The sequence below is a fragment of the Zeaxanthinibacter enoshimensis genome (assembly GCF_004362865.1).
In the GTDB taxonomy this organism is placed as follows: Bacteria; Bacteroidota; Bacteroidia; order Flavobacteriales; family Flavobacteriaceae; genus Zeaxanthinibacter; species Zeaxanthinibacter enoshimensis.
On sequence record NZ_SNYI01000001.1, the window covers coordinates 25,764 to 47,676 of the forward strand.

The 21,913-nt window shown below is 46.0% G+C and carries 30 protein-coding genes; all 30 read left to right on the forward strand.

All coding sequences use genetic code 11. The features are described 5' to 3' along the window. The first annotated feature begins 11 nt into the window (after positions 1–11). The 30 genes from CLV82_RS00110 (at position 12) to CLV82_RS00255 (ending at position 21,900) form a co-directional block, all read left to right on the forward strand. The gene (locus tag CLV82_RS00110; RefSeq protein ID WP_133642280.1) at positions 12–341 is read left to right on the forward strand and encodes a PadR family transcriptional regulator; all 330 of its coding nucleotides are present in this window, start codon (positions 12–14) and stop codon (positions 339–341) included. Between the two features lie 3 nt (positions 342–344). Further along, entirely contained in the window at positions 345–869 is a 525-nt protein-coding gene (locus CLV82_RS14865; protein ID WP_243744107.1) for a permease prefix domain 2-containing transporter, read from the forward strand. Between the two features lie 63 nt (positions 870–932). Then, positions 933–1,460 (forward strand): hypothetical protein, encoded by a 528-nt coding sequence (locus tag CLV82_RS00120; protein ID WP_133642281.1) that lies wholly within the window; start codon positions 933–935, stop codon positions 1,458–1,460. Positions 1,461–1,761: 301 nt separating this feature from the next. After that, on the forward strand, positions 1,762–2,364 hold the full coding sequence (merTP, locus tag CLV82_RS00125; RefSeq protein ID WP_133642282.1) for a mercuric transport protein MerTP: 603 nt from the start codon (positions 1,762–1,764) through the stop codon (positions 2,362–2,364). Next, on the forward strand, positions 2,361–2,567 hold the full coding sequence (locus CLV82_RS14870; RefSeq protein ID WP_133642283.1) for a GDCCVxC domain-containing (seleno)protein: 207 nt from the start codon (positions 2,361–2,363) through the stop codon (positions 2,565–2,567). The genes merTP and CLV82_RS14870 overlap by 4 nt, the downstream gene beginning before the upstream one ends. A gap of 475 nt (positions 2,568–3,042) precedes the next feature. Beyond that, positions 3,043–4,764 carry a purine-cytosine permease family protein gene (locus CLV82_RS00135; RefSeq protein WP_133642284.1) on the forward strand — a complete coding sequence of 574 codons (1,722 nt, stop codon included), beginning with the start codon at positions 3,043–3,045 and terminating at the stop codon, positions 4,762–4,764. After that, a complete protein-coding gene (locus CLV82_RS00140; protein WP_133642285.1) occupies positions 4,764–6,248 on the forward strand; it encodes a mannitol dehydrogenase family protein in 1,485 nt (494 codons plus the stop codon). The genes CLV82_RS00135 and CLV82_RS00140 overlap by 1 nt, the downstream gene beginning before the upstream one ends. Before the next feature lie 67 nt (positions 6,249–6,315). Further along, on the forward strand, positions 6,316–7,275 hold the full coding sequence (locus CLV82_RS00145; protein ID WP_133642286.1) for a TolB family protein: 960 nt from the start codon (positions 6,316–6,318) through the stop codon (positions 7,273–7,275). A gap of 86 nt (positions 7,276–7,361) precedes the next feature. Further along, the gene (locus CLV82_RS00150) at positions 7,362–8,030 is read left to right on the forward strand and encodes a CPBP family intramembrane glutamic endopeptidase (protein ID WP_133642287.1); all 669 of its coding nucleotides are present in this window, start codon (positions 7,362–7,364) and stop codon (positions 8,028–8,030) included. Between the two features lie 112 nt (positions 8,031–8,142). Continuing rightward, positions 8,143–8,613, forward strand: a complete 471-nt coding sequence (locus CLV82_RS00155) for a DUF6265 family protein (protein ID WP_133642288.1) — start codon at positions 8,143–8,145, stop codon at positions 8,611–8,613. A 100-nt stretch (positions 8,614–8,713) separates the two neighbouring features. Continuing rightward, a complete protein-coding gene (locus CLV82_RS00160; RefSeq protein WP_133642289.1) occupies positions 8,714–9,505 on the forward strand; it encodes an alpha/beta hydrolase family protein in 792 nt (263 codons plus the stop codon). Positions 9,506–9,534: 29 nt separating this feature from the next. Further along, positions 9,535–9,846: a DUF3784 domain-containing protein gene (locus CLV82_RS00165; RefSeq protein WP_133642290.1), complete on the forward strand. Its 312-nt coding sequence runs from the start codon at positions 9,535–9,537 to the stop codon at positions 9,844–9,846. 89 nt (positions 9,847–9,935) lie between these two features. Next, positions 9,936–10,739, forward strand: a complete 804-nt coding sequence (locus tag CLV82_RS00170; protein ID WP_133642291.1) for a Cif family virulence factor — start codon at positions 9,936–9,938, stop codon at positions 10,737–10,739. A gap of 142 nt (positions 10,740–10,881) precedes the next feature. Continuing rightward, complete coding sequence (locus CLV82_RS00175) at positions 10,882–11,364, forward strand: ASCH domain-containing protein (protein WP_133642292.1); 483 nt, start codon at positions 10,882–10,884, stop codon at positions 11,362–11,364. 162 nt (positions 11,365–11,526) lie between these two features. Beyond that, the gene (locus tag CLV82_RS00180; RefSeq protein WP_133642293.1) at positions 11,527–12,348 is read left to right on the forward strand and encodes a DUF5694 domain-containing protein; all 822 of its coding nucleotides are present in this window, start codon (positions 11,527–11,529) and stop codon (positions 12,346–12,348) included. Between the two features lie 119 nt (positions 12,349–12,467). Beyond that, a complete protein-coding gene (locus CLV82_RS00185; RefSeq protein WP_133642294.1) occupies positions 12,468–13,238 on the forward strand; it encodes a methyltransferase domain-containing protein in 771 nt (256 codons plus the stop codon). 274 nt (positions 13,239–13,512) lie between these two features. Beyond that, positions 13,513–13,920 carry a VOC family protein gene (locus CLV82_RS00190; RefSeq protein WP_208107957.1) on the forward strand — a complete coding sequence of 136 codons (408 nt, stop codon included), beginning with the start codon at positions 13,513–13,515 and terminating at the stop codon, positions 13,918–13,920. Positions 13,921–13,941: 21 nt separating this feature from the next. Continuing rightward, positions 13,942–14,373: an SRPBCC family protein gene (locus CLV82_RS00195; protein WP_133642295.1), complete on the forward strand. Its 432-nt coding sequence runs from the start codon at positions 13,942–13,944 to the stop codon at positions 14,371–14,373. A gap of 25 nt (positions 14,374–14,398) precedes the next feature. Further along, positions 14,399–14,839, forward strand: coding sequence for a hypothetical protein (locus CLV82_RS00200; RefSeq protein WP_133642296.1), 441 nt, complete (start codon positions 14,399–14,401; stop codon positions 14,837–14,839). Between the two features lie 155 nt (positions 14,840–14,994). After that, complete coding sequence (locus CLV82_RS00205) at positions 14,995–15,588, forward strand: DUF998 domain-containing protein (protein WP_133642297.1); 594 nt, start codon at positions 14,995–14,997, stop codon at positions 15,586–15,588. A gap of 34 nt (positions 15,589–15,622) precedes the next feature. After that, positions 15,623–16,147, forward strand: coding sequence for a DinB family protein (locus CLV82_RS00210; protein WP_133642298.1), 525 nt, complete (start codon positions 15,623–15,625; stop codon positions 16,145–16,147). 64 nt (positions 16,148–16,211) lie between these two features. Continuing rightward, on the forward strand, positions 16,212–16,448 hold the full coding sequence (locus tag CLV82_RS00215; protein ID WP_243744108.1) for a DUF1059 domain-containing protein: 237 nt from the start codon (positions 16,212–16,214) through the stop codon (positions 16,446–16,448). A gap of 187 nt (positions 16,449–16,635) precedes the next feature. After that, entirely contained in the window at positions 16,636–17,211 is a 576-nt protein-coding gene (locus CLV82_RS00220; protein WP_133642300.1) for a hypothetical protein, read from the forward strand. A gap of 118 nt (positions 17,212–17,329) precedes the next feature. After that, on the forward strand, positions 17,330–17,725 hold the full coding sequence (locus tag CLV82_RS00225; protein ID WP_133642301.1) for a hypothetical protein: 396 nt from the start codon (positions 17,330–17,332) through the stop codon (positions 17,723–17,725). Positions 17,726–17,801: 76 nt separating this feature from the next. Next, on the forward strand, positions 17,802–18,542 hold the full coding sequence (gene rluF, locus CLV82_RS00230) for a 23S rRNA pseudouridine(2604) synthase RluF (protein ID WP_133642302.1): 741 nt from the start codon (positions 17,802–17,804) through the stop codon (positions 18,540–18,542). Positions 18,543–18,689: 147 nt separating this feature from the next. Continuing rightward, complete coding sequence (locus CLV82_RS00235; RefSeq protein WP_133642303.1) at positions 18,690–19,199, forward strand: DUF3124 domain-containing protein; 510 nt, start codon at positions 18,690–18,692, stop codon at positions 19,197–19,199. 1 nt (position 19,200) lies between these two features. After that, positions 19,201–19,818, forward strand: coding sequence for a MarC family protein (locus CLV82_RS00240; protein ID WP_133642304.1), 618 nt, complete (start codon positions 19,201–19,203; stop codon positions 19,816–19,818). Between the two features lie 19 nt (positions 19,819–19,837). Then, positions 19,838–20,959, forward strand: a complete 1,122-nt coding sequence (gene chrA, locus CLV82_RS00245) for a chromate efflux transporter (protein ID WP_133642305.1) — start codon at positions 19,838–19,840, stop codon at positions 20,957–20,959. A gap of 99 nt (positions 20,960–21,058) precedes the next feature. Then, positions 21,059–21,388, forward strand: a complete 330-nt coding sequence (locus CLV82_RS00250; RefSeq protein WP_133642306.1) for an ArsR/SmtB family transcription factor — start codon at positions 21,059–21,061, stop codon at positions 21,386–21,388. A gap of 44 nt (positions 21,389–21,432) precedes the next feature. After that, positions 21,433–21,900, forward strand: coding sequence for a DUF6428 family protein (locus CLV82_RS00255; protein ID WP_133642307.1), 468 nt, complete (start codon positions 21,433–21,435; stop codon positions 21,898–21,900). Positions 21,901–21,913: the final 13 nt, after the last annotated feature.

A 21,913-nucleotide genomic window follows, 5' to 3' on the forward strand; every position in this document is an offset into this window, starting at 1 on the left:
AATATGTATTAATGAGTCAGAAAACCCTGGGAGAATTTGAGGAAGTGGTCTTGCTGATCGTCGCCATTCTTGATGGTGATGCCTACAGTGTGGGTATCATCGCGGAGATCGAGGAACGCCTGGAACGCAGCGTCAGTCTTGGAGCCATACAGACGGTTCTGAAACGGCTGGAGAAAAAAGGTTTACTGAAGTCCGCATTCGGGGAAGCTACCAACGAGAGGGGCGGGAAACGCAAACGCCTATACGAGGTTACCGCGGAAGGCAGAAAGATCATGGACCGGACCAGGATGCAGCGGAATTCCCTGTGGGAGGCAGTACCCCGGTTTTCGTTTAATTTCTGATCGATGGAGCAAAATGAATATAAACCATCCCGGATCGCATTGGCCTTCTTTCAATGGTATTGCCACCCCCGGTTCAGGGAAGAAATTGAAGGGGACCTGACAGAGCGGTATCATATGCATGTTTTAAAATATGGGCGCGGTAAAGCAAACCGGCTCTTTATAAAGGAGGTCATTCTCCTGTTCCGGCCGGCTGTGGCAGGGAATATTTATCATCTGACAAATACAGGAACTATGGAAATCACGAATCAGAACAAACGTCTATTCACTATCCTGGCTGCAGTCGTGGCAGTGCTTTTGATCCCGCTGATCGCGATGAATTTTAGCAGCGAGGTGAATTGGAATGTTTTCGATTTTCTTGTAGCAGGAATTCTGCTGCTTGGCACGGGCTTTACGCTGGAACTCATTTTAAGGAAAGTCAAAAGTATGCGCTACAGGATCCTGCTCGCCCTGGCCCTGTTCGTAGTTTTCCTGCTTGTGTGGGCGGAACTTGCCGTCGGGATATTCGGCAGCCCGTTTGCCGGCAGTTAAAATTAATTTCAAATAACCCGGGCTGCACAACCTTCCCTCCTGCCCTCTGTAAATATTATAAGAATGAGAAATATTTTAATCCTTTTGATGGTCTCCTTACTTAGTTTTTGCTGTGAAACTGAAGTAAAAGAGACAGGGGCAGCTAACACTATACAGAGTACGGATCAGGCCGAAATACTCACTACAGTTAACAACGTCTATAACAATATAATAGTGGAATCGGACAATAAACCAGACTTCAGGGCCATAAAGGATCAATTTACAGAAAACGCTCGTTTAGGGTTTATCAAAGAAGATTCCCTGATTCTTAAAAATCCCAGTGATTACTTTGATACAATGGAAGGTATGTTATCTGAAAACGAAGTAGAATACCTGAAAGAGTGGGAAATCCAGGGAGAGACAAAACTCTTCGGAAACATTGCCCAGAGGACCAGTTTATACGGCGTTCATTTCAATACGAAAGATAGCCTGGCCGAAAAAGGAATAATTAATTTTCAATTAGTGAAAATAAAGGATCAGTGGAAAATCCTGTCAATGATTTGGGAATCGGAAAAAAGCAATCTGACCGTACCTGTCAATTATTTTGAATAAAAAGAAATACCTATATATCTGTAAGTCAATACATTCCTTCCGAGAAATCCTTTTTAACCCTGATACCATCCAACTCTGTTCATGGAAATAAAGCATACTTCAGGAGTGAATAATAATTTCGAACGTACCCGGAGATTCCGGATTTCTTATTCTATAATAATGCCTTTATTTAAAAAATAATAAAATTGTAATTTTACTGAGAAACCCAAGGGTTTTGAAGTTCAGCTTTTTCGGTTGTTCTTATTTATTAAATCTTTGGATGTTTTAAAAATGCCTGCCTTAGAAAAATTAGCGCATTATAATGAAATCAGGAAACAAACTTGGGGGCCTTGGATTATTAACAGCAATCTCGGCTTCTCTCTGTTGTATTACTCCCGTGTTGGCATTGTTAGCAGGGACCAGTGGACTTGCTTCCACTTTTTCCTGGTTAGACCCCTTGCAGCCCTATTTTATAGGGCTGACCATTTTAATCCTGGGTTTAGCCTGGTATAAGGCCCTCAGGCCTGTCCGGCAAACAGACTGCCTTTGTGAAACAGAAGATAAAAAGCCCTTTCTCCAGACAGGGAAGTTTCTGGGCATCCTGACTCTTTTTACAGCACTGCTGCTCACATTCCCTTTGTATGCGCACATTTTTTACCACCAAAATAATCAGCAAATACTTCTCGACGACCAGGCCAAGCTTCAGAAGGCAGAATTTAAGATCAGTGGAATGACCTGTACGGGTTGTGAAGCCCCTATAGATCATGAAATAAACAAGGTGCCAGGGATTTTCAGGACCACCGTTTCTTACGAATACGGGAATGCCATGGTCGAATTTGATCCGGCGAAAACTTCAGTGGAAGAGATAGAGTCAGCCATCACTAAAACCGGGTATACCGTAACAGGAACAAAAAAAGCAGAATGAACATAACCTTGCAAGCCATTATCACCTGCCCTTCCTGCGGCCATAAGAAAGAGGAAACTATGCCGACAAGCGCTTGTGAATACTTCTACGAGTGTGAAAACTGTAAAGAAGTATTGAAGCCTAAACAGGGCGATTGCTGTGTGTACTGCAGCTACGGGACCGTACCCTGCCCCCCGATCCAGGAAAACAAGAGCTGCTGTTAGAAATTCGAAAATACCATAAAAGTCATGCCGGTGGCGCCTAAGTAAGTGAACAACGGCTCCGTACAGGATTTAACAGGAGAATTTCCCGCATTTTATACACAAGATATTTCAACTTTATTGAGGTAATTCTAACGAAGACCAAGGAGTACATTATTCTACTACACTTTAGTGTCAATACTATCTGACAGCTTATATAATTATGATTCAGCGCAGGTGGGATATAGAATAACTTGCAAAACGGAACCGGAAACCTATCTGGGATCTTAAACTCCTCCTAATTACGACGAGCAAGGTTTCTTACTCTCTCAGGAAAATTTGCTCTATATTTAAATACTATTGAACCCGCGAGCCCTCTGAATAACAGTGTCACAAAAACCACGATCCATAGGTTTTATTACATATCTGTCCCTGAATGCCCGCACAGGTATTTTATAGCGGATGCTACAGGAATACATTTTTACAACCAACCTGAACTATGAATAAAACAGAAGATTTTCACCAATTTGAAGGGCTGGAAGATGAGCAATTACCGGTTGCAAAACATAAGTTGCACGACTGGACCCATTTTGCCGGACTCTATGCTGCGGAGCATGTAGCTGCGACCGAGTTTGTCATTGGGGCCACCTTCGTGGCGCTGGGGGCCAAAACCATGGATATCATCCTGGGGTTGTTAATTGGGAATATCCTCGCCGTCCTGAGCTGGAGGTTCATCACCTCCCCAATCGCTGTAGACACCCGCCTGAGCCTCTATACCTACCTGAATAAGATCGCAGGGGATTCCATGACCAAACTCTACAACTGGGCCAATGTCATCATCTTTTCGGTGATTTCGGCCGCCATGATCACGGTCTCGGCTACCGCCGTTCGTTTTGCCTTTGATATCCCGGCGCAGCTCAACTGGTACCCTACGAACCTTTGGTTTATCCTGATCGTGCTGTCTGTAGGTGTCTTCGTGGTCCTCATTGCCCTCTATGGGTTTAATGCAGTATCCGAATTCTCGGGCATCTGTGCTCCCTGGCTTTTCGTGATGTTTACCAGTGGCGCCATGGTCCTCCTCCCTGCCTTGTCCTTAGATGTACTGGACAAGCCCCTGCCAGCAGGCTGGTCGGATATTATGAGCCTGGGCAACCAGTCGATCTGGACAGGCATAAACAGCGACGGGGAACCGGGTATCGGGTTGGTGGAGGTCATCGGGTTTGGTTGGGCAGCCAATACCATTACCCATTTTGGGCTAATTGATATGGCCCTGCTGCGGTTTGCAAAAAAGAAATCCTACGGCTATGCCACCAGTACCGGCATGTTGTTCGGTCATTACGTGGCATGGATCGCTGCAGGCATCATGGGGGCAGGTGCCGCCGTAATCCTGGGAAAATCTATCGTTGAACTCGATCCGGGTGATGTAGCATATTATGCCCTGGGTTGGTCCGGCTTTGTCATCGTGATCGTAGCCGGGTGGACTACGGCTATCACCAACCTGTACCGGGCAGGCCTGGCTGCGCAGGCCATCTTCTTTAACCATTCCCGGAAGCTTACGACCATTGTTGTGGGGCTCTGCACTATTATTATTGCCTGTTTCCCCTTCGTGTTTTCGCAGATCCTGCCGCTGCTCACCTATGCGGGACTCCTGGTAGTTCCCGTGGGGGCCATTGTGTTTGCGGAACACCAGATCTTCCCCAGGATCGGGTTTACGCGCTACTGGTCTTCGTACCGGCAGCTGACCTTCAGTACCCCGGCCGTTGCGGCCTGGGGCCTTGGCCTGGTCTTCGGCTTTGGCCTGAACGCGCTGGATGTTATCTCTTTCTATTACCTGTTTATCCCAACCTGGTTCTTTACCATCCTGGTGTATACCTTGCTGGCATCCCGGTACGGGGCTAAGGAGGCCTACCCAGAGGAAGTTAAGAAAGAAAAGGACCGGAAGGAAACGATCGAACGTTTCCAGGAGGAAAAGGCCAGGAATGAACCTGAAGTGACCAAAGATGTTTCACTGTTCTCCAGGGGGTTGAAATTCATTGCGGTTTCAGCGCTGATCACTACTTTGGCGCTGGCTTCCAATGTCATGTTCGGCAGTGCTTCGGAAAGGGCTTATGTGGAGAACCGGGAATTGTTTTACACTTACGCCTTTATCTGTACTATTTTATATTTCACTCTCGCCTACTGGGCACTAAAACGCGGGAAATTAAAAACAGCAACTACCTGATGAAAACACCGATACAACTCCGGCAAGAAAACCTGGCAATAGTGGGCACAACCATGCCTGTCCCAACCTATGAGCGCAAGGACCACGAGACAGGAATAGTGCATATTGGTGTAGGCGGGTTTCACCGTGCGCACCAGGCTTATTACCTGCACCAACTCCGGCAACTGGGCGAGGCTTCGGAATGGGGGATTTGCGGCATAGGTATCCGCGATGCGGATAAAAAATTACACGACATTTTCAAAGAACAGGACCACCTCTACACCCTTCTCGTCAAACATCCGGACGGAAAGATAGAACCCGAGGTCATCGGGGCCATCGTCGATTTTGAACTGGGGGTTACGGACCCGGAACCTGTTATCGCCCGTATGGCAGACGCGGCTACCAGGATCGTTTCCCTGACCATTACTGAAGGGGGGTATAATTTTAACCCCGCTACGGGAGATTTCAATTTTGACAATCCTGATATACAACATGAACTGCACCACCCGGATGCCCCGCGCACTGTATATGGTTTCCTGACCGCCGCCCTGCGAAGGCGTCGCGAGCAGGATTTACCGGCCTTTACCATCCTGTCTTGTGATAATATTGAACACAACGGAGATATGGCGAAAAAAATGCTTTTAGCCTTTGCCGGTGCCCAGGATCCGGGGCTGGCCGAATGGATAGGCAGGGAAGTCTCCTTCCCGAATAGTATGGTAGACCGGATCACCCCGGTTACCAGGAAGGCGGATATTGAAATGCTTAGGAACACCTATGGCGTAAACGATGCCTGGCCCGTAACCTGTGAGCCTTTTATTCAATGGGTCGTAGAGAATAAATTTTCCAACGGGAGACCGCCATTCGAGAAGGTAGGTGTCCAGTTCGTACCTGATGTTGGACCCTATGAGAAAATGAAGCTCCGCCTGCTGAATGCAGGGCATTCGGTCCTGGGAATTCTGGGAGCCATACACGGCTATCCCACTATTGATGCCTGTATGGAAGATGAGATCTTTGCCGAGTACCTGCGCGCCTTTATGGACAAGGAAGCTACCCCTGTCCTGGGGGAAATTGAAGGTATAGACTTGGACGATTATAAGGACATCCTGTTGCAGCGTTTCGCCAACCCGAATATCAAGGACAGCGTGGGCCGAATTTGTTCAGAAAGCTCCGCCAAATTACCCAAATTCCTGATTTCCACCATCCACGATAATTTAGCGAGCGGCGGCAGTATAACATATGCCACCCTCGTCCTTGCGGCCTGGTGTTATATCAATGACAAAGGTACGGACCGGCATGGACAGCCCATTGTCATTACCGATGCCATGACCTCAGAACTGCAGCAGGCAGCAGGTCTGACCCATACCGATTCCCTCGCTTTTGTCAGGCAGGAATCGCTTTTTGGCAGGCTCGCTGAGAACGAACGCTTCACAAAGACCTACACTGGGGCCGTACAGAAACTCTATAAAAATGCCGGTATCCGGGAGCATATGAAGGAGATGATCTGAATTGCCTTAACAGTTATCAAAGCAACCAACTCTTTGTTAATTCGGTACCGACTTAAGCGCTGAATCCATGAAATATCTACCTGTATTAATAATTTCCTTTTTCCTTTTGCAGTGCCAGCCCCGTAAGGAGCAGCCTGCTGCAATTTCCCTGGATCTAAGGAGTACCGCAGACAGCCTTACCCTGTTTGGAGAGGGGGTGATCTCTACTCCCTTATATGAACGGGACCTGGCAATTTCACCCGGCGGGAACGAACTGATCTATACTTTAGGGGATTATAAACAAAATAAAAGATGCCTGGTTGTCGTAAAACAGCAAGACGGAAAATGGACAAAGGGCGAGATCCTGAATATCTCGGGAAAATACCAGGATATAGAACCCTTTTACAGCCCTGGCGGCAACCGTTTGTATTTTGCTTCCAACAGGCCAATTTATAATGACAGTACAAGGCAGGATTACAATATCTGGTACAGTGATCGCGCAAATGGCAGCTGGACCGAGCCGGTAGCCCTGGATTCTGTTATTAACACCCGGGGCGATGAGTTCTATCCTTCTTTGAGCCGGAAGGGGAACCTGTATTTCACGGCCACGAGAGAAGATGGGATGGGCCGGGAAGACATATTTATGTCCGAATTCATCGACGGAAAATTTCGAACTCCTGTGCCTCTGCCAGAAGAAATAAATACGCCCTTATTTGAATTCAATGCCTATATAGATCCGGATGAAGACCTGATCATTTTCAGTTCCTTCGGCAGACCGGATGGCCTGGGCGGAGGAGACCTTTATATAAGCAGGAAGAATGATTCAGGAAAATGGACAAAATCCGAAAACCTCGGCCCGGGTATCAATTCTGATAAACTGGACTACTGCCCGTTTATAGACTGGAATTCGGGTAATTTATATTTCACGAGTGAGCGATTTACCCCCGGAAGTGGGCAAATAAAAAATATAGATAGCATCAGGGAACTTTCCAACAGCCCCTTGAACGGCTTTGGCAATATTTACAGGATTGGACTGGACCAGTTATAGAGTATTTGTCCGACGTTCTATAAAAGATTTGTAAAATTTTCTACAAATTTTATTTTTGTATCACTCCAACCAAAACCATTTAGTTCATGCAAATCAGTAAAAGAGAAAGGTCACCACTCTGGTCCGATCTGGTTTTCTTTTTAGTCCTGGTAACCATCTCCTATTTTAAGCCCGTTCCCTTCCCCTGGAAAGTACCCCTGATCGCTATACTGATCATCATTTATATGTTTTATCACTACGGTAATCTCGATCAGCTAGGTATAGGGAAGTTACAATGGAAGAACACTCTTTTTTGGGGAGTGGTGATCGCTTTGACCATTGTAGTCGGGATAAGTAATATTTTCAATCCTATCGTAGAACGCTTACTAGACCGGGAGGTCGATGTATCTGCCTATGGTGACCTGGAAGGAAACACAGAATTCTTCAGGAATTACTGGTGGAAAGCCATGATCAGTGCGGCCATCGCCGAAGAGATTTTTTACCGGGGATTCACCTTTTATTTCCTGGAAAGGGTTTTTAAGAATTTCCCGTATCAGAAGGTCTTAGTGGTGCTGATCACAGCGGTCTATTTTGGTATATCCCACAGTTTTCAAGGAATAGCAGGGGTACTTGGCATCATGCTGGCTGCTACAGTCTTCGGAGGCGGATACTATTTAAGCAGGAAGAATTTATACGCCCTTATCCTCGCCCATGCATTGGTAGACAGCTGGTCCCTGTTCTCTTTGTATAAAGGTGGGATCAGTTTATTTTTCTGACTGTCTTCAGTCAGGGTCTGCTGTTCTACTTCCTGTACTCAGGAAAATATACGCTATATTTAAAGGTGAGTGGTACTGTTTAGATCCAAGCTGAGATGAAAAACTTAAACCCATGAGAATTTGTGTACTGATCCTGCTTAGCCTGGCCCTATTTTCATGCCAGGAAAAAAAAGAGGTTAAAGATCATTTAGAACTTCAATCCAAATTGGCAGGGATATGGACGGCCAAAGCCTTTGATGGTAAGTTATATGAAGAATGGAAACTTAACAATGATGGCTGGATGCAGCAGCAGGGATACTACATTGAAAAAAACGATACCACCTATGCCGCTGTTACCCAGATCCAGAAAGTAAATGAAGATATTATCCTTTTCAGTGTAATTGAAAATTCCAATCCCAAAATTTTTAAAGCTGTATCAAGAGAAGAGAACAAGATTGTTTTTGAAAATAAGGATTATAACAACCCCTTCCAGGTTACGTACGAATTCCTCTCTGGCGATAATTACCGCAGAACCATAAAAGGCTATGAAAATGACAGCCTTGTTGAATACGAGTTCAGTTTTAAAAAATGCAACGAGCCATAGACTGGCCGTGGTAAAGCTTCACACCCAAAAATAATTTACTTTATCTTTAAAAGAAAGTACCGGGAGGCATGGGTTACCGGGAAGCTCATAAATCAGGTTTATGAAAACTCTATACTTCTACTTAATTCTGTTTGCCAGTAGCCTGGCTTCATACGGGCAAGACATGCCAAAAGAAGTAAAGCCGGATATGCCACAGGAGGAGATCAGTTTTACAACCCCGGACAGTATAAAAATATTCGGAGATCTTTATGTAAGTCAAAAGGAGGAAGATGTGATCCTGCTTTTCCACCAGGGTGGATCAAATGCCAGGGGAGAGTACAGGACCATAATCCCAAAATTACTGGAATTAGGGCTGAATATCCTGGCTATTGACCAGCGGGTAGGCGGACAGATATATGGGAATTGTAACAGGACGGTCGCCAACATCCCATCCAATAGTTTTGATAACAATTACGGGTATTGCGACGCCTACAATAATCTTGAAGGGGCATTGGACTATTTAATAAAAGAGGGATTTTCGGGAAGGAAGATAGTCTGGGGCAGCAGCTACAGTGCATCCTTATCCATGAAACTGGCGAGTGAACGGCCATCCGAAATTCTCGGCGTCCTGGCGTTTTCTCCTGCCTCCGGAGAGGTCATGAAAGGCTGTAACCCTGAGGATTTTATGGATAAAGTGAAGTCCCCGCTGCTCATCCTGAAACCCCCTAATGAAGTGGAAAGTGAAAGAAGCAAAATGCAATTTGAACTGGCCGACAGGTACGGGCATCAGACCTACGCGGCCGAACATGGGGTCCATGGGTCTTCTATGTTGGTCGAATCCCGGGTCGGGCATGATATAAGTAAGAACTGGGACGTAGTACTGGACTTTATTAACGGCATAAGGTCTGAATAAACCAGGTGCTGAATGTTATATCTGAACCTATGATAGCAGTTGCCATCATTTTTGTCATTGCCGGCGGACTGATAAAGTTCGGAAAAATGTATTTCCTGATCGCCGGTTATAACACCCTCCCAAAGGAAGAGAAAGCTAAATATAATGCGGCAGGATTAGCGACGGTGATGTGCTATGGATTGCTGGGGATGGCTGTTATAATCGTGTTGGGGTATTTGGCAGCTAGGTGGTTAGACCATCCCGGGATCGAGAATTACGCCCTGTTCGGGGCTTTGGTCGTTGGGCTGCCCTATATCCTTATCAATGCGAATTCCGGTAAATACAGGAAGGATAAACGCTGAAAATTTTCCTGGCGATGAAATGTTTTCCTGTACCCGGATAATGATGAACAGACCTAAGATCCGAAATATCTGATTAAAAACATTACTATATGAATATAAGAGTAACAGCGCTCTGTTTTATCTGCCTGAGTTTTAGTATCAGCCTGAACGGGCAGGAGGAGGGAAACCATACCGGTCATACAGCAACGGACCCGGGTACCGACAAGCTATCTGCCCATCTCGATAAATGGATGAATGCCATTAACACGGATAACACTACCGCCATTGAGGAAGCTTATCTCAATAATGCCGTTAAAATTATCGCTCATAATAATATCATCAACGGGGCTCCCGGAATAGCGGAATACTATAGCTCCAATCACCCGAAGATCAGCAGGGTGCACTCCCTGTTCAAAATAGAAGCCAACAGCCAGAAAGGGATCCACTATGAAATAGTCAGTTACAGGACGGAAGACATGGAGGAGTATACCCAGCTGCTGATTCGCAGGGGGGAGGGAGAAGAAGCCAGGCGGGAATTTGAATATACCGGCAAAGCCGGGGTGGGATCGGTCCGTGTAGATACAGCAGTTATTTCAGCCAGGCGTAATGAATGGGTGAAATTATGTAATGCACATAAGGCCGAAAATCTAGTTCAGAATGTCTACAGTGAAAACACCATGTATTATAATCATAAACCCCTGGTCATAGGAAAAAGTGACCTGGCCCGGGAATATGCATATATGAACAATGAGAATTATACCCTGGATCTCCACCCGTTGAAAGTAGAAGTAGTGAACGCCGGTCTGGTCTTCGAGATCGGGCAGTGCAGCGGGAGTTACAATGGAAAATATATGCTGGTCTGGAAGAAAGATTCCGACGGAACATGGAATGTCTATATCGACTCTAATATCTGACGGCGCCCCCCTTCCCCTACCCAACCGATTTTATACCACTGCGAAATCAACTATCATTCCGACCGGAGTACAACTTACCGGTAGGACCAGCAATTCGGTCGCTATTATTGTAATATATTGCTGCAATTTTTTCCTCCTAATTATGAGAGAATCAGGTAGCAGATCTATAGTTGATTTTTGGAACGAGTTTTTATCATTACACCCTGGTATAGAAAACAAGGATCTACCGGAATCCTATTATTTCTGTGACAACGAAAAGGATGCAAATGAATGTGCGGAACTGGTGGTAAAAAAGATTAAAAGGGCCACTGCCACATCGCTCTGGTGGTTCAAAAAATTTGATAAACCATTACCAGAGACAGGAGATCTGGCCATAATCACGGATTGGGAGGGTACACCTAAAGCGGTCATAGAAACGGTAAGAACAGAACCTACACCATACAGCCAGGTAACCCCTGAATTTGCTGCAACCGAAGGGGAAGGAGACGGTTCGCTAGATTACTGGAAAAAAGTACATAAGGCTTATTACCAAAGAGAAATGGAACCTTATGGTGAAAAATTCGAAGATGATATGATCATTATTTGCGAATATTTTAAGACCATATACGTGGGCGGAAACTCATAAGCATCTCGTAGATCATCTGGTTCTCCTCCCTGGCCGCCCAGTTCCGCAAACACCTATTCTCCTACCCTGATTTTAAATCTCCATTCTTCTATCCTGTTCACTGCAATGTGCTTTACGGGTGTAACATTTTTGAGACTAAATAGTCCTTTTTTAAAAACAACAATGAGGATCTACCAACTCCTGCTTTTCCTTTTACTGGTCTGCCAAAGTTACGCGCAGCAGCGCCCAACAGAAGTATTGACGCTGGGCACCTTTCACTTTAATTTCCCCAACAAAGATGTGGTTAAGACTGCCGCATCAGAACAGATCGATGTGTTACAGCCCCGTTACCAGGAAGAGATCAGGGGAATCGTACAGCGCTTGGAAAAGTTTCAGCCCACGGTAATAATCCTGGAATGCAGAACTGCTGCCCAGCCAAAGATAGATTCCTTGCTGAATTCCTACCTGCAGGGAGAACATAAATTGCAGAACGATGAGTTGCAGCAACTGGGATTCCGCCTGGCTGAAAAAACCGGTAGCAGGAGGGTGCATTGCGTGGATGAATGGGGCGAGTTTAACCAGCAGGTAGACCAGGTCATTTTTGGGAAGGATTCCCTGGAGCTTGAGAAATTCAGCAATTACCTGCAAGGCAACCCGGATGCTGCATTAAAATATGAGCCGGCAACTGTCTTCCGGGAAGAAGGGATCCTCGCCGAACTGATTCAACTGAACGATCCTGCAAATATCAAAAAGAGTCTCGGGAATTACCTGGTTGGCTCTTTTAAATACGAGCGTGAGACAGGAGATTTCTTCGGGGTGAATTTTGAAACCGGTCGCTGGTTTAACAGGAACCTGAAGATCTTTAGAAATATTCAGAGAATACCGGTGAGTCCCGGTGATAAAATCCTGGTGATCTACGGGGCAGGGCATATGAATCTTCTGAACCTGTTATTTGACAGCTCCCCGGAATATGAATTGATGAACACTAACAGTTACCTGGAATAGGAACGCAGGTTACCGGGCCTTCGAATCCGGGGAAGGACGGAAAAGTGTATCTTTATTTAGTATAAAGCCGGAATCCTCCCCCCTGTCCGGCCAGTTCCATTAAATGACACCAGCTGCAAATGAGCGCGCCGACCACCAAATGGGAACCGGGATTTTATAACGAAAAACACTCCTTTGTCTATCGCTATGGAGAAGACCTGTTACAGCTGCTAGCTCCAAATCCACAACAGAGAATTTTAGACCTGGGGTGTGGTTCCGGGCAGCTGACTTATAGGATAAGCAAAATGGCAGGGGAAACTGTCGGAATGGATAGCTCGGCCGAAATGATCGCCGATGCCAGGATAAAATTTCCGAAGCTGGAGTTCCATGTTGGGGATGCCGCTGATTTCAGTTTCCAGAAAAAGTTTGATGTCATTTTCTCTAACGCAACACTACACTGGGTCAAAGACCACTGCGGGGCGATCAGCTGTATGTACGGGAATTTAAACCCGGGCGGGAAGATCGTCCTGGAATTTGGCGGTAAGGGCAATGTGCAGACCATAATCCATGCATTGCGATCTGTGCTCCGTAAAAGGGGGTATGAACAGCAATCCGGGCTGGAGCTGTGGTATTTCCCTTCTGTAGGAGAATATTCGACCAAGCTGGAATCGGCCGGCTTCCGGGTGATCTTTGCGGAACATTTTGACAGGTCGACAGAACTTGCAGATCCCGATTCGGGAATCAAAGACTGGCTTTCTATGTTCACCGGACCATTTTTTACTGGGATTCCCGGCGATCATAAGGAGGAGATCTTGAATGAGGTGCAGCAAAAATGCAGGGAGCAGTGCTGGCATAACGGGAAATGGTATGCGGATTATAAAAGGATACGGGTAATAGCCATTAAGGAATAAAAGCAAGTTGATCCTCGATTTCACATAAGGCCGGTCTTAAATGGATTGGCTCATGTCTTGCAGCAGACCATTTTGATCTTCTTTGGATATAATCAAGTTTAACGCTGTTAAAATAATGAGGTGTACAAGAGACATTTCCCCCTGATTTTCATAAATTGATAGTCAGTAACCCCCTGATGCTAAACCAACTATAATGCACCGGAATCTCGGTCAGTATTAAATTCCAGTTGGGTATAAAATACGGGATGTAAGACAGGGGTACAAAACCATAGTTATGATATCAGGAGCTCATGCCATCATTTATTCGAAAGACCCGGATGCCGATAAAGCATTCTTCCGGGTTATCCTGGAATTGACCAATGTTGATGTGGGTCACGGCTGGTTGATATTTGGCCTCCCGCCTTCTGAGCTTGCCGTACTTCCTTCAGAGGATAGTCAGCAACACGAGCTGTATTTAATGGTAGAAGACGTACAGGAATTTGTTGACCAGATGAGCACTAAGAACATTAAATGCAGCGAGATACAGGACCAGGAGTGGGGACTTTTGACAGAACTGACCCTACCCGGTGGGGGAAAGCTGGGGGTCTATCAGCCGAGGCATGAAAGGCCGGCACCAATGGATAAAGAACTCGCCATATGGGCAAATCAATCATTGGCCATAGCCAAGACAGCGAAGAAATAAAGTATTGAGGTCACTTAAATTATGAAATATACCGTTACAAATACCATCAACCGGCCATTGAACGTGGTTGCCGCCAAATTCATGGAACCTGATGGCGCCCTGCATTGGATGGAGGGCCTGCAGAAGATAGAACGCCTTTCCGGGGACCCCTACAAGGTGGGTGCCAAAAGCAGGTTTCATTCTTTACATAAGAATAAAGAATTTGTCATCGATGAGACCATTCTTGAACAGAACATGCCTCACCAGATCAAATTCGGTTTTACCAGCCCTATGGGGTATAACGAAGTAGAAATGGTATTCGAACCAATCGATGACAGCACCACCCGGCAGGTCAACAACAGTTATTTTCAACTGAAAGGATTTATGAAAATTGCAGGGCCTCTGATGAAAGGAATGTTCAAAAAACAATCCTTTAAATACCTCGAAGCTTTCAGGGAATTTGCCGAAAAGTGAGAAATATTTTAACGAAAACATCAGGATGATGATCAGATTAGAATTTTCAGTGGATATCAAGGCAGGGAAAGAGGCGATCTGGAATGCTCTTTGGAGCGATAGTGGTTACCGGGACTGGTGTGGGGTTTTCTTTGAAGGATCCTACGTTGTCACAGATGACTGGAAAGAAGGAAGCACGGTTATGTTCCTTTCCCCGGATCAAAGTGGGATCTACAGCACCATCGAGAAACACATTCCAAATAAGATCATGCAATTTAAACATTGCGGAATGGTAAAAAAAGGTGAGAAACAGCCCGTGGATGAAAAAACAAAAGAATGGGCAGGCGCTATGGAAACTTATACCCTGACCGAAGGACAAGACGTTAATACCCTCACGGTGGAGATCGATATTATGGATGAACATCTCGACTTTATGAAAACCACCTTCCCGAAAGCCCTGGAAAAATTAAAAGATAATTGCAGTTGAAGTATGTAGGAATCTGATTGCTGCGTCTTCCGGCCCTCATTCGCAATGCTGCTATCGGGCAAGGATTTAAACCTATAGAATCTTGAAAAGTGAATAAGTATTCGGATTTTATTGAAGTTCGGTCAAATCGATTTCAACTTTAAAACATACGACCCGTGAAGAAGAGTACTATTTACAAGATCACCGGGGGTTTAAGTCTCCTGGGTTGCCTGTCCGTAATTATAACAGATATCATTGGTATTATGGTTCATGAGGCCCATGACCCCATCAGTGATACCATCAGCATGCTGGCCATCGGTAAATACGGGTGGATCCAGGACCTGGGAATCGATCTATTTGCGATGAGTTTCCTTGCCCTTGCAGTAGGTCTCTATTTTTATAAGAGAACAGGAACCGCATGGCTGATCAGCCTGCTGATCCTCATTTTGTTAAGTGCAGACCTCATCTTGATCGCAGAACATAACCAGTATGCCGGAGATAAAGAGAATACCCTGCATCAGAAACTGGTCTATATCATGGCCGGGCTGTTCCTGCTTTTAACATTGTTGAGCCGTTCCGGCCTGGCTAAATTAAAACCCTACCTGACCCGCTTCATTTTATGGGTGGCCGGCCTTTGGTTGGTTTTCGCTGCTGCTTTCCCTTTTATGCCTGATGGTATTGACGGGGCTTACGAGCGGCTGGTTTGCGTACTGCTTGTATTGTGGCCCGCGGTAGTGTCCATTGAACTAATTAATGCAAGGTCCGAATGATACTTTTAGGTACTATTTGAAAATAGAACGAATAATGGAATTCGAATTAAAAAAGGCCATTGAAATTCTTGAAAACACTCCCTTAGTCCTCGAGTCCCTTTTGAATGGCCTCTCAAAAGAATGGATACGCAATAATGAAGGTGAAAATACTTGGAGTCCTTATGATGTGGTCGGTCACCTGGTTTTTGGCGAAAAAACAGACTGGATGGTGCGCATCCGGATCATATTAAGTGATTCGGAAAATAGATCATTTACCCCTTTTGACAGATTTGCTCAAATGGATGCGGATCAGAATATACCTGTGAAGTCCCTGCTCGATGAATTCAGACTTTTACGAATGAATAATCTTGAAGAATTAGCTTCTTTAAACATACAACGGGAAGATCTGGACCGGGTGGGAGTTCACCCTGAATTTGGGGAAGTAACGCTTAAACAGCTGATCTCGGCCTGGGCTGTACATGACCTGGGGCACATCGCACAAATTTCGAGGGTAATGGCGAAACAGTATACACAAGAAGTAGGCCCTTGGACCAGGTATATGGGAATTTTGAAGAAATAATGCCGGAAATCCACTAAGCTTCAGCCGTTTGCAATAATTGACTAACTTTAGAAATATGAAAAAAATGACTTGCAGACAACTGGGGGGAGCATGCGACCTGGAGTTCATGGCGAATTCTTACGCCGAAATCGCTGAAATGAGCAAAAATCACGGAATGGAGATGTTTCAAAAGAATGATAAGGCACATCTCAAGGCAATGCAGGAGATGAGAGACAGGATGGTATCCCCCGGTTCGGAGGCTATGAAAGACTGGACCAAACGTAAAGAAGCAGAATTTGACGCCTTACCAGATATTGCTTAGTCTGGATTTATTAAGTAAACCTCAGTCGTAGACTATCTTAACGAAAAGACTTGTGTACCGCTTAATGTACGCCTGTATAATCCGCATCTCCAGCTTTCAATTGCTCTATTGAATATTTTCTATATATTTAATCGCCATACAGGGGGTTTCCCTGTAATCAAAAAGAACTCCTAAACAATTAATTTATATGAGGATTTTGTGTTTTGCAGCATTCCTGTTATGTCTGCATTCCTGCTCCAGTTCCTCCCAAATTGTTCTTGATGAAATTGAGCCGGAAATTCCGCTCAATGTTTTGCATAAGAATGGAATCGCAGCTATGAATCCCGACTATAAAGGGAATTATTTTAACCTCCTTCCTTACCTCTTTTACAACAAGGGGAATACGTTCAATGAAATACAGGGGGATTTTTACAACCTGGATTACATGGCCACATCCGACATAAATATAATGACCGGCTTTTGGAAAAAGTATGATGGCTATAAGAACGCATTAATTGTTTTGATCGCGTTAAGCAGTACATCCACCCATTTAAATCATGAAGTTCCCATCCAAGTAGTCTCCAGTAAGAATGGTCCTTTAAAAAGAGGTAGAGTATTCCGCAATGCCATTAACAAATCACAACAAAGGATTCTTTTTGTCAAAGAACTGGAACTTGAAAACACTCATGATGTTTTGAAAAAAATTGATGACGACGTTATTAGCGTCAGGATCGGGGAACAGGTTTACGAGTTTCTAAACCCTGAATTTCAATTAGCACAATAATCCTGGTTCCCCCTGATTGCCCTGCCTGATACTTGTCATAAATACCTCCTTTAATTTTAGCTTATCTTTATATAGAAGGGACTGGCTACAGGCCAGGTACCCCCGAAATCGGACAAAGATGATTTTTACGATCAGGATATTTGCATGGCTGATGCTCCTCGCAGGGGTATCACTGATCTATGACCCAAAATTTATTATCGGGTGGATAGAGACCAATATGACAAGTACAGGGCTATATGTTACAGCTATTGTGCTGCGACTGCTCATCGGTATCCTGTTCATCCTGACTGCAAAAAACTCCGCGTTCCCCCGTGTTCTAAAAGTTTTGGGATACCTTTTTGTGCTGGCGGCCATTATCCTGCTGCTTGCCGGCCGGGATGATTTTCAACACTTTATCTCCTCGCTTATCCCCGCCTTAAATCCCTATGCCCGGATAAGTGGTTTGCTCGCCCTGGCCTTCGGGGCTTTCCTTCTCTACGCCTATGCAGGCCGCAAAAGTTTTAAAAAGCAGTAAATTTGTAATCGGGAATTCAGAAGCCTGACCGGATATCATTAATCTGCCCGGTAAACAGCAGACTATTGCAGCGCATATGGACGATCAGAATTTGGTTCGAATCAATAAATATTTCAGTGAAGTTGGCTATTGTTCCCGCAGGGAGGCCGATAAACTGATAGAGAAGAAACAGGTGACCATTAACGGGAAGCTGGCGGAAATGGGGAGTAAGGTATCCCCCGGGGACGAAGTCCGGTTGAACGGAAAACTGATCACCGGGAAGGAGAGCAAACAGGTGTACCTCGCTTTCAACAAACCCCGTGGTATTGTCTGTACCACGGATACCCGGCGGGAAAAGAATAATATCATCGATTACATCAACTACCCCGAACGTATTTTCCCGATCGGCAGGCTGGACAAAGACAGCCAGGGCCTGATCCTGTTGACCAGTGATGGGGACATCGTCAATAAGATCCTCCGCGCCCGGAATAACCATGAAAAGGAATACCTGGTCACGGTAAAATATCCCATCACCAAGTCGTTCATACACAAAATGAGCAACGGGGTACCCATCCTGGGAACTGTAACCAGGAAATGCGTGGTAGAGCAGCTGGACAGGTTTCGTTTCAGGATCATCCTGACCCAGGGACTGAACAGGCAGATCCGGCGTATGTGTGAACACCTTGGGAACCGGGTGGTGGAACTGGAGCGTTACCGCATCATGAATATCAACCTGGATGTACCGCTCGGGAAATGGCGGCATTTAACCAAGGGGGAGCTCAGGGAGATCCAGGATCTTTTGGCCGATTCCTCGAAAACTTATGACGATTCCCAGTAGTTTTTATCATGCCGGATGGATTAAAGAAGTAAGAAATTGCACGGATTCTGCAATTTCCCGATTATATTTAAATCCAGGACTTCAGTTTTTACCAGTGCGACTGGATTAAAAAACAGCTCCGTAACTTTGTGAATAATTAGTGGCCTTATGAAGTACTTCTTTTTCTTTCTGTCCCTGCTTTTCTTCTTCCTCTCCTGCAAGGAGGAAGGGAACGTCAGCTCCAGTGACCCGGTCAACTGGGATAAACGGACGATTTTATCTATCCCCGGCGATTCCCTGCAAGAGGGATCCAGTTACCTTTCTGTCTATTCACAGATCTACAGCCAGACCGAACACAGGACACATGATCTTACCGCCACCGTCAGCATGAGGAACATCAATAAAAAGGACACGGTATATATCGCGAAAGCAGAATACTTTGATACCAAAGGGAAACTTATCAGGACCTATTTTAACAAGCCTATCTATATCGCCCCCCTGGAAACCGTAGAAATCGTGATCGATGAAAAAGACCAGGCCGGGGGCACCGGTGCCAATTTCCTGTTCGACTGGGTCGTGAAAGCAGGCGTACATGAACCCTACTTTGAAGGTGTCATGATCTCCACTTCCGGGTCCCAGGGCTTATCTTTCACTACCAAGGGTCAAAATATACAATGATATGCTCACCGAGGTCCTGACCAAAATATTTTTCCTGATCGCTGTGATCGATCCGCTGGGATCCGTCCCGGTTTTTCTCGAGGCCACCAAGCAGCTGGACATGAAGCACAAGCGGAAAGTTGCCATGAGGGCTTCCGGGGTCGCTTTCCTCATCCTCTTATTCTTTATCGTGGTAGGCCAGGTTATCATGGAAGGTATGGAGGTTACCCTGGATGCCTTCCAAATTTCGGGTGGGGTAATCCTCTTCCTCTTTGCACTTACCATGATCTTCGGAGAAGGAAAACCCGAATCAGAAAAACACCTCATCCACGATTACAGGCATATTACCATCTTCCCCGTGGCAATTCCATCCATAGCATCGCCCGGCGCGATCATGGCGGTGGTACTCTTAACGGATAATAAACTTTATTCCATCGAACAACAGGCGATCACCACAGGACTGGTACTGTTGGTAATTATACTCACCATGTTTATTTTACTCGCTGCCAGTATTGTTCAAAAGCGGGTTGGAGAATACGGGATCACCGTCATCAGTAAGGTAATGGGACTGATCCTCGCAGCTTACGCGGTACAGAGTATTCTCAGTGGCTTAAAAGACTTTTTCGTAGTGCTTAAATAATGATTCTTCCCAGTACAAGATGAAAGAAATTAAAGAGGTAGCCGCGGTATTCTTTAAACTGGGCTGTATCGCCTTTGGCGGTCCCGCGGCCCACATCGCTATGATGGAGGAAGAGATCGTGAATAAGCGAAGATGGATGGACCGGCAGCATTTCCTGGACCTGATGGGCGCTACCAACCTTATCCCGGGTCCTAATTCGACCGAAATGACCATGCACTGCGGGCACGAACGGGCCGGAATTCCGGGACTCTTTGTAGCCGGGGCCTGCTTTATCTTCCCGGCCGTGGTGATCACGGGCATCTTTGCCTACCTGTACGCCGAATACGGGCAGCTGCCTGCAGTAGAACCATTTATCTTCGGGATAAAACCTGCTGTACTGGCCATCATTGCCGCTGCGATCCTGAAACTGGGCAAAAAAGCCCTGAAAGGCTGGGAACTGGGAGTACTGGGCTTCTTCGTCCTGGCTGCCAGCCTGCTGGGCATGAACGAGATCCTCGCCCTGCTGGGCGCCGGGGTACTGGGAGCCTTTTATTTCTACTTCAGGAATCAATCCGGGGCAAAACTGCGGACATTTCTACCCTTTTTCCTGCTACAGGCACCGGTTACTGCATTGAGTGGGATCACCTCCCTGAAAGTTTTCTGGACCTTTTTAAAAGTAGGAGCGGTGCTTTATGGGAGCGGCTATGTCTTGTTCGCATACCTGGATGCCGAACTGGTAACCCGGGGCTGGCTTAGCAGGCAACAGTTAATTGATGCGGTAGCCGTCGGGCAGTTTACCCCCGGCCCGGTACTTTCCACAGCCACCTTTGTCGGTTACCAGCTAACGGGATTCTGGGGCGCTGTTGCAGCGACCCTCGGTATTTTCCTGCCCTCCTTCTTATTTGTCCTTATCCTCAATCCCCTGGTGCCCAAAATGAGGCAATCCAAGATACTTGGGTACTTTCTCGACAGTGTGAATATTGCCGCAGTAGCCGTGATGGTCGCCGTACTTTTCGTAATGGCCAGGGACACCCTGACCGACTGGAGAGCCATGGTCATTGCGGCCATCAGCCTGCTGCTGACCTTTGGCCTGAAGAAGATCAATGCCATGTGGACGGTCATCGGTGGGGCACTGCTTGGCTATCTGCTTTCTTTGATATAATCCCGCTGGGTGCTTTCTATAGACTCGTAAATATTTAAAAGAATTCTTGCCGGTATAAACTATTCATCGTAATATTGCAATGAAACAATATAGTGGATCATGGGATTGACCAAAACCGAAATATTTACCGAACAGCAGAACCGGATCGCTATGATCTCCAAGGTATTCGGTCACCCCGCAAGGGTGGCTATACTGCAGCATCTATTTAAGATAGACTCCTGCGTCTGCGGAGACCTGGTCAACGTCATCGGCCTGGCCCAGCCCACTATTTCCCAGCACCTGAAAGAATTAAAACTACTGGGACTGATCAAAGGCAATGTAGAGGGAACCAGTGTCTGCTATTGTATCGATCCTGAAGCCTGGACAGATATGAAAGCTGTCCTTCTCGAATTCCTGGACCAGGACCTGTCCGAGCCCGGGTGCTGCTAAAAAAATTTATACCCATTCATCGTTTAATCGCAATAAATAAAAATATGAGACTCTCAGAAATAAAAGACAAACTGGCCCGCCTGGAACAGATCGCTTTCCAGTTGCCCAACGGGGACCTGGTACCAAACCATTTCCATGTCACCGAGGTAGGGAAGATCACCAAGCATTTCATTGATTGTGGCGGCACCGTCCGGCATGAAGAGGTAGTGAATTTCCAGCTCTGGAACGCTGATGACTACGACCACCGCCTGCACCCGGAAAAACTACTCCACATTATAGAACTCTCCCAGGAGAAACTGGACATTGGTGACCTGGAGATCGAGGTGGAATACCAGGGTGACACCATTGGTAAATTCGGGCTGGATTTTGACGGTACCAATTTCCTGCTGACCAGCAAGCAAACCGACTGCTTGGCTAAGGATAACTGTGGTATCCCTGTTGAAAAAGAATTGTTCAGCCCGGTCAATAAGAACGAAGAGCCCTGCTGTTCCCCTGACGGGAATTGCTGCTAAGTATTAAAATTTT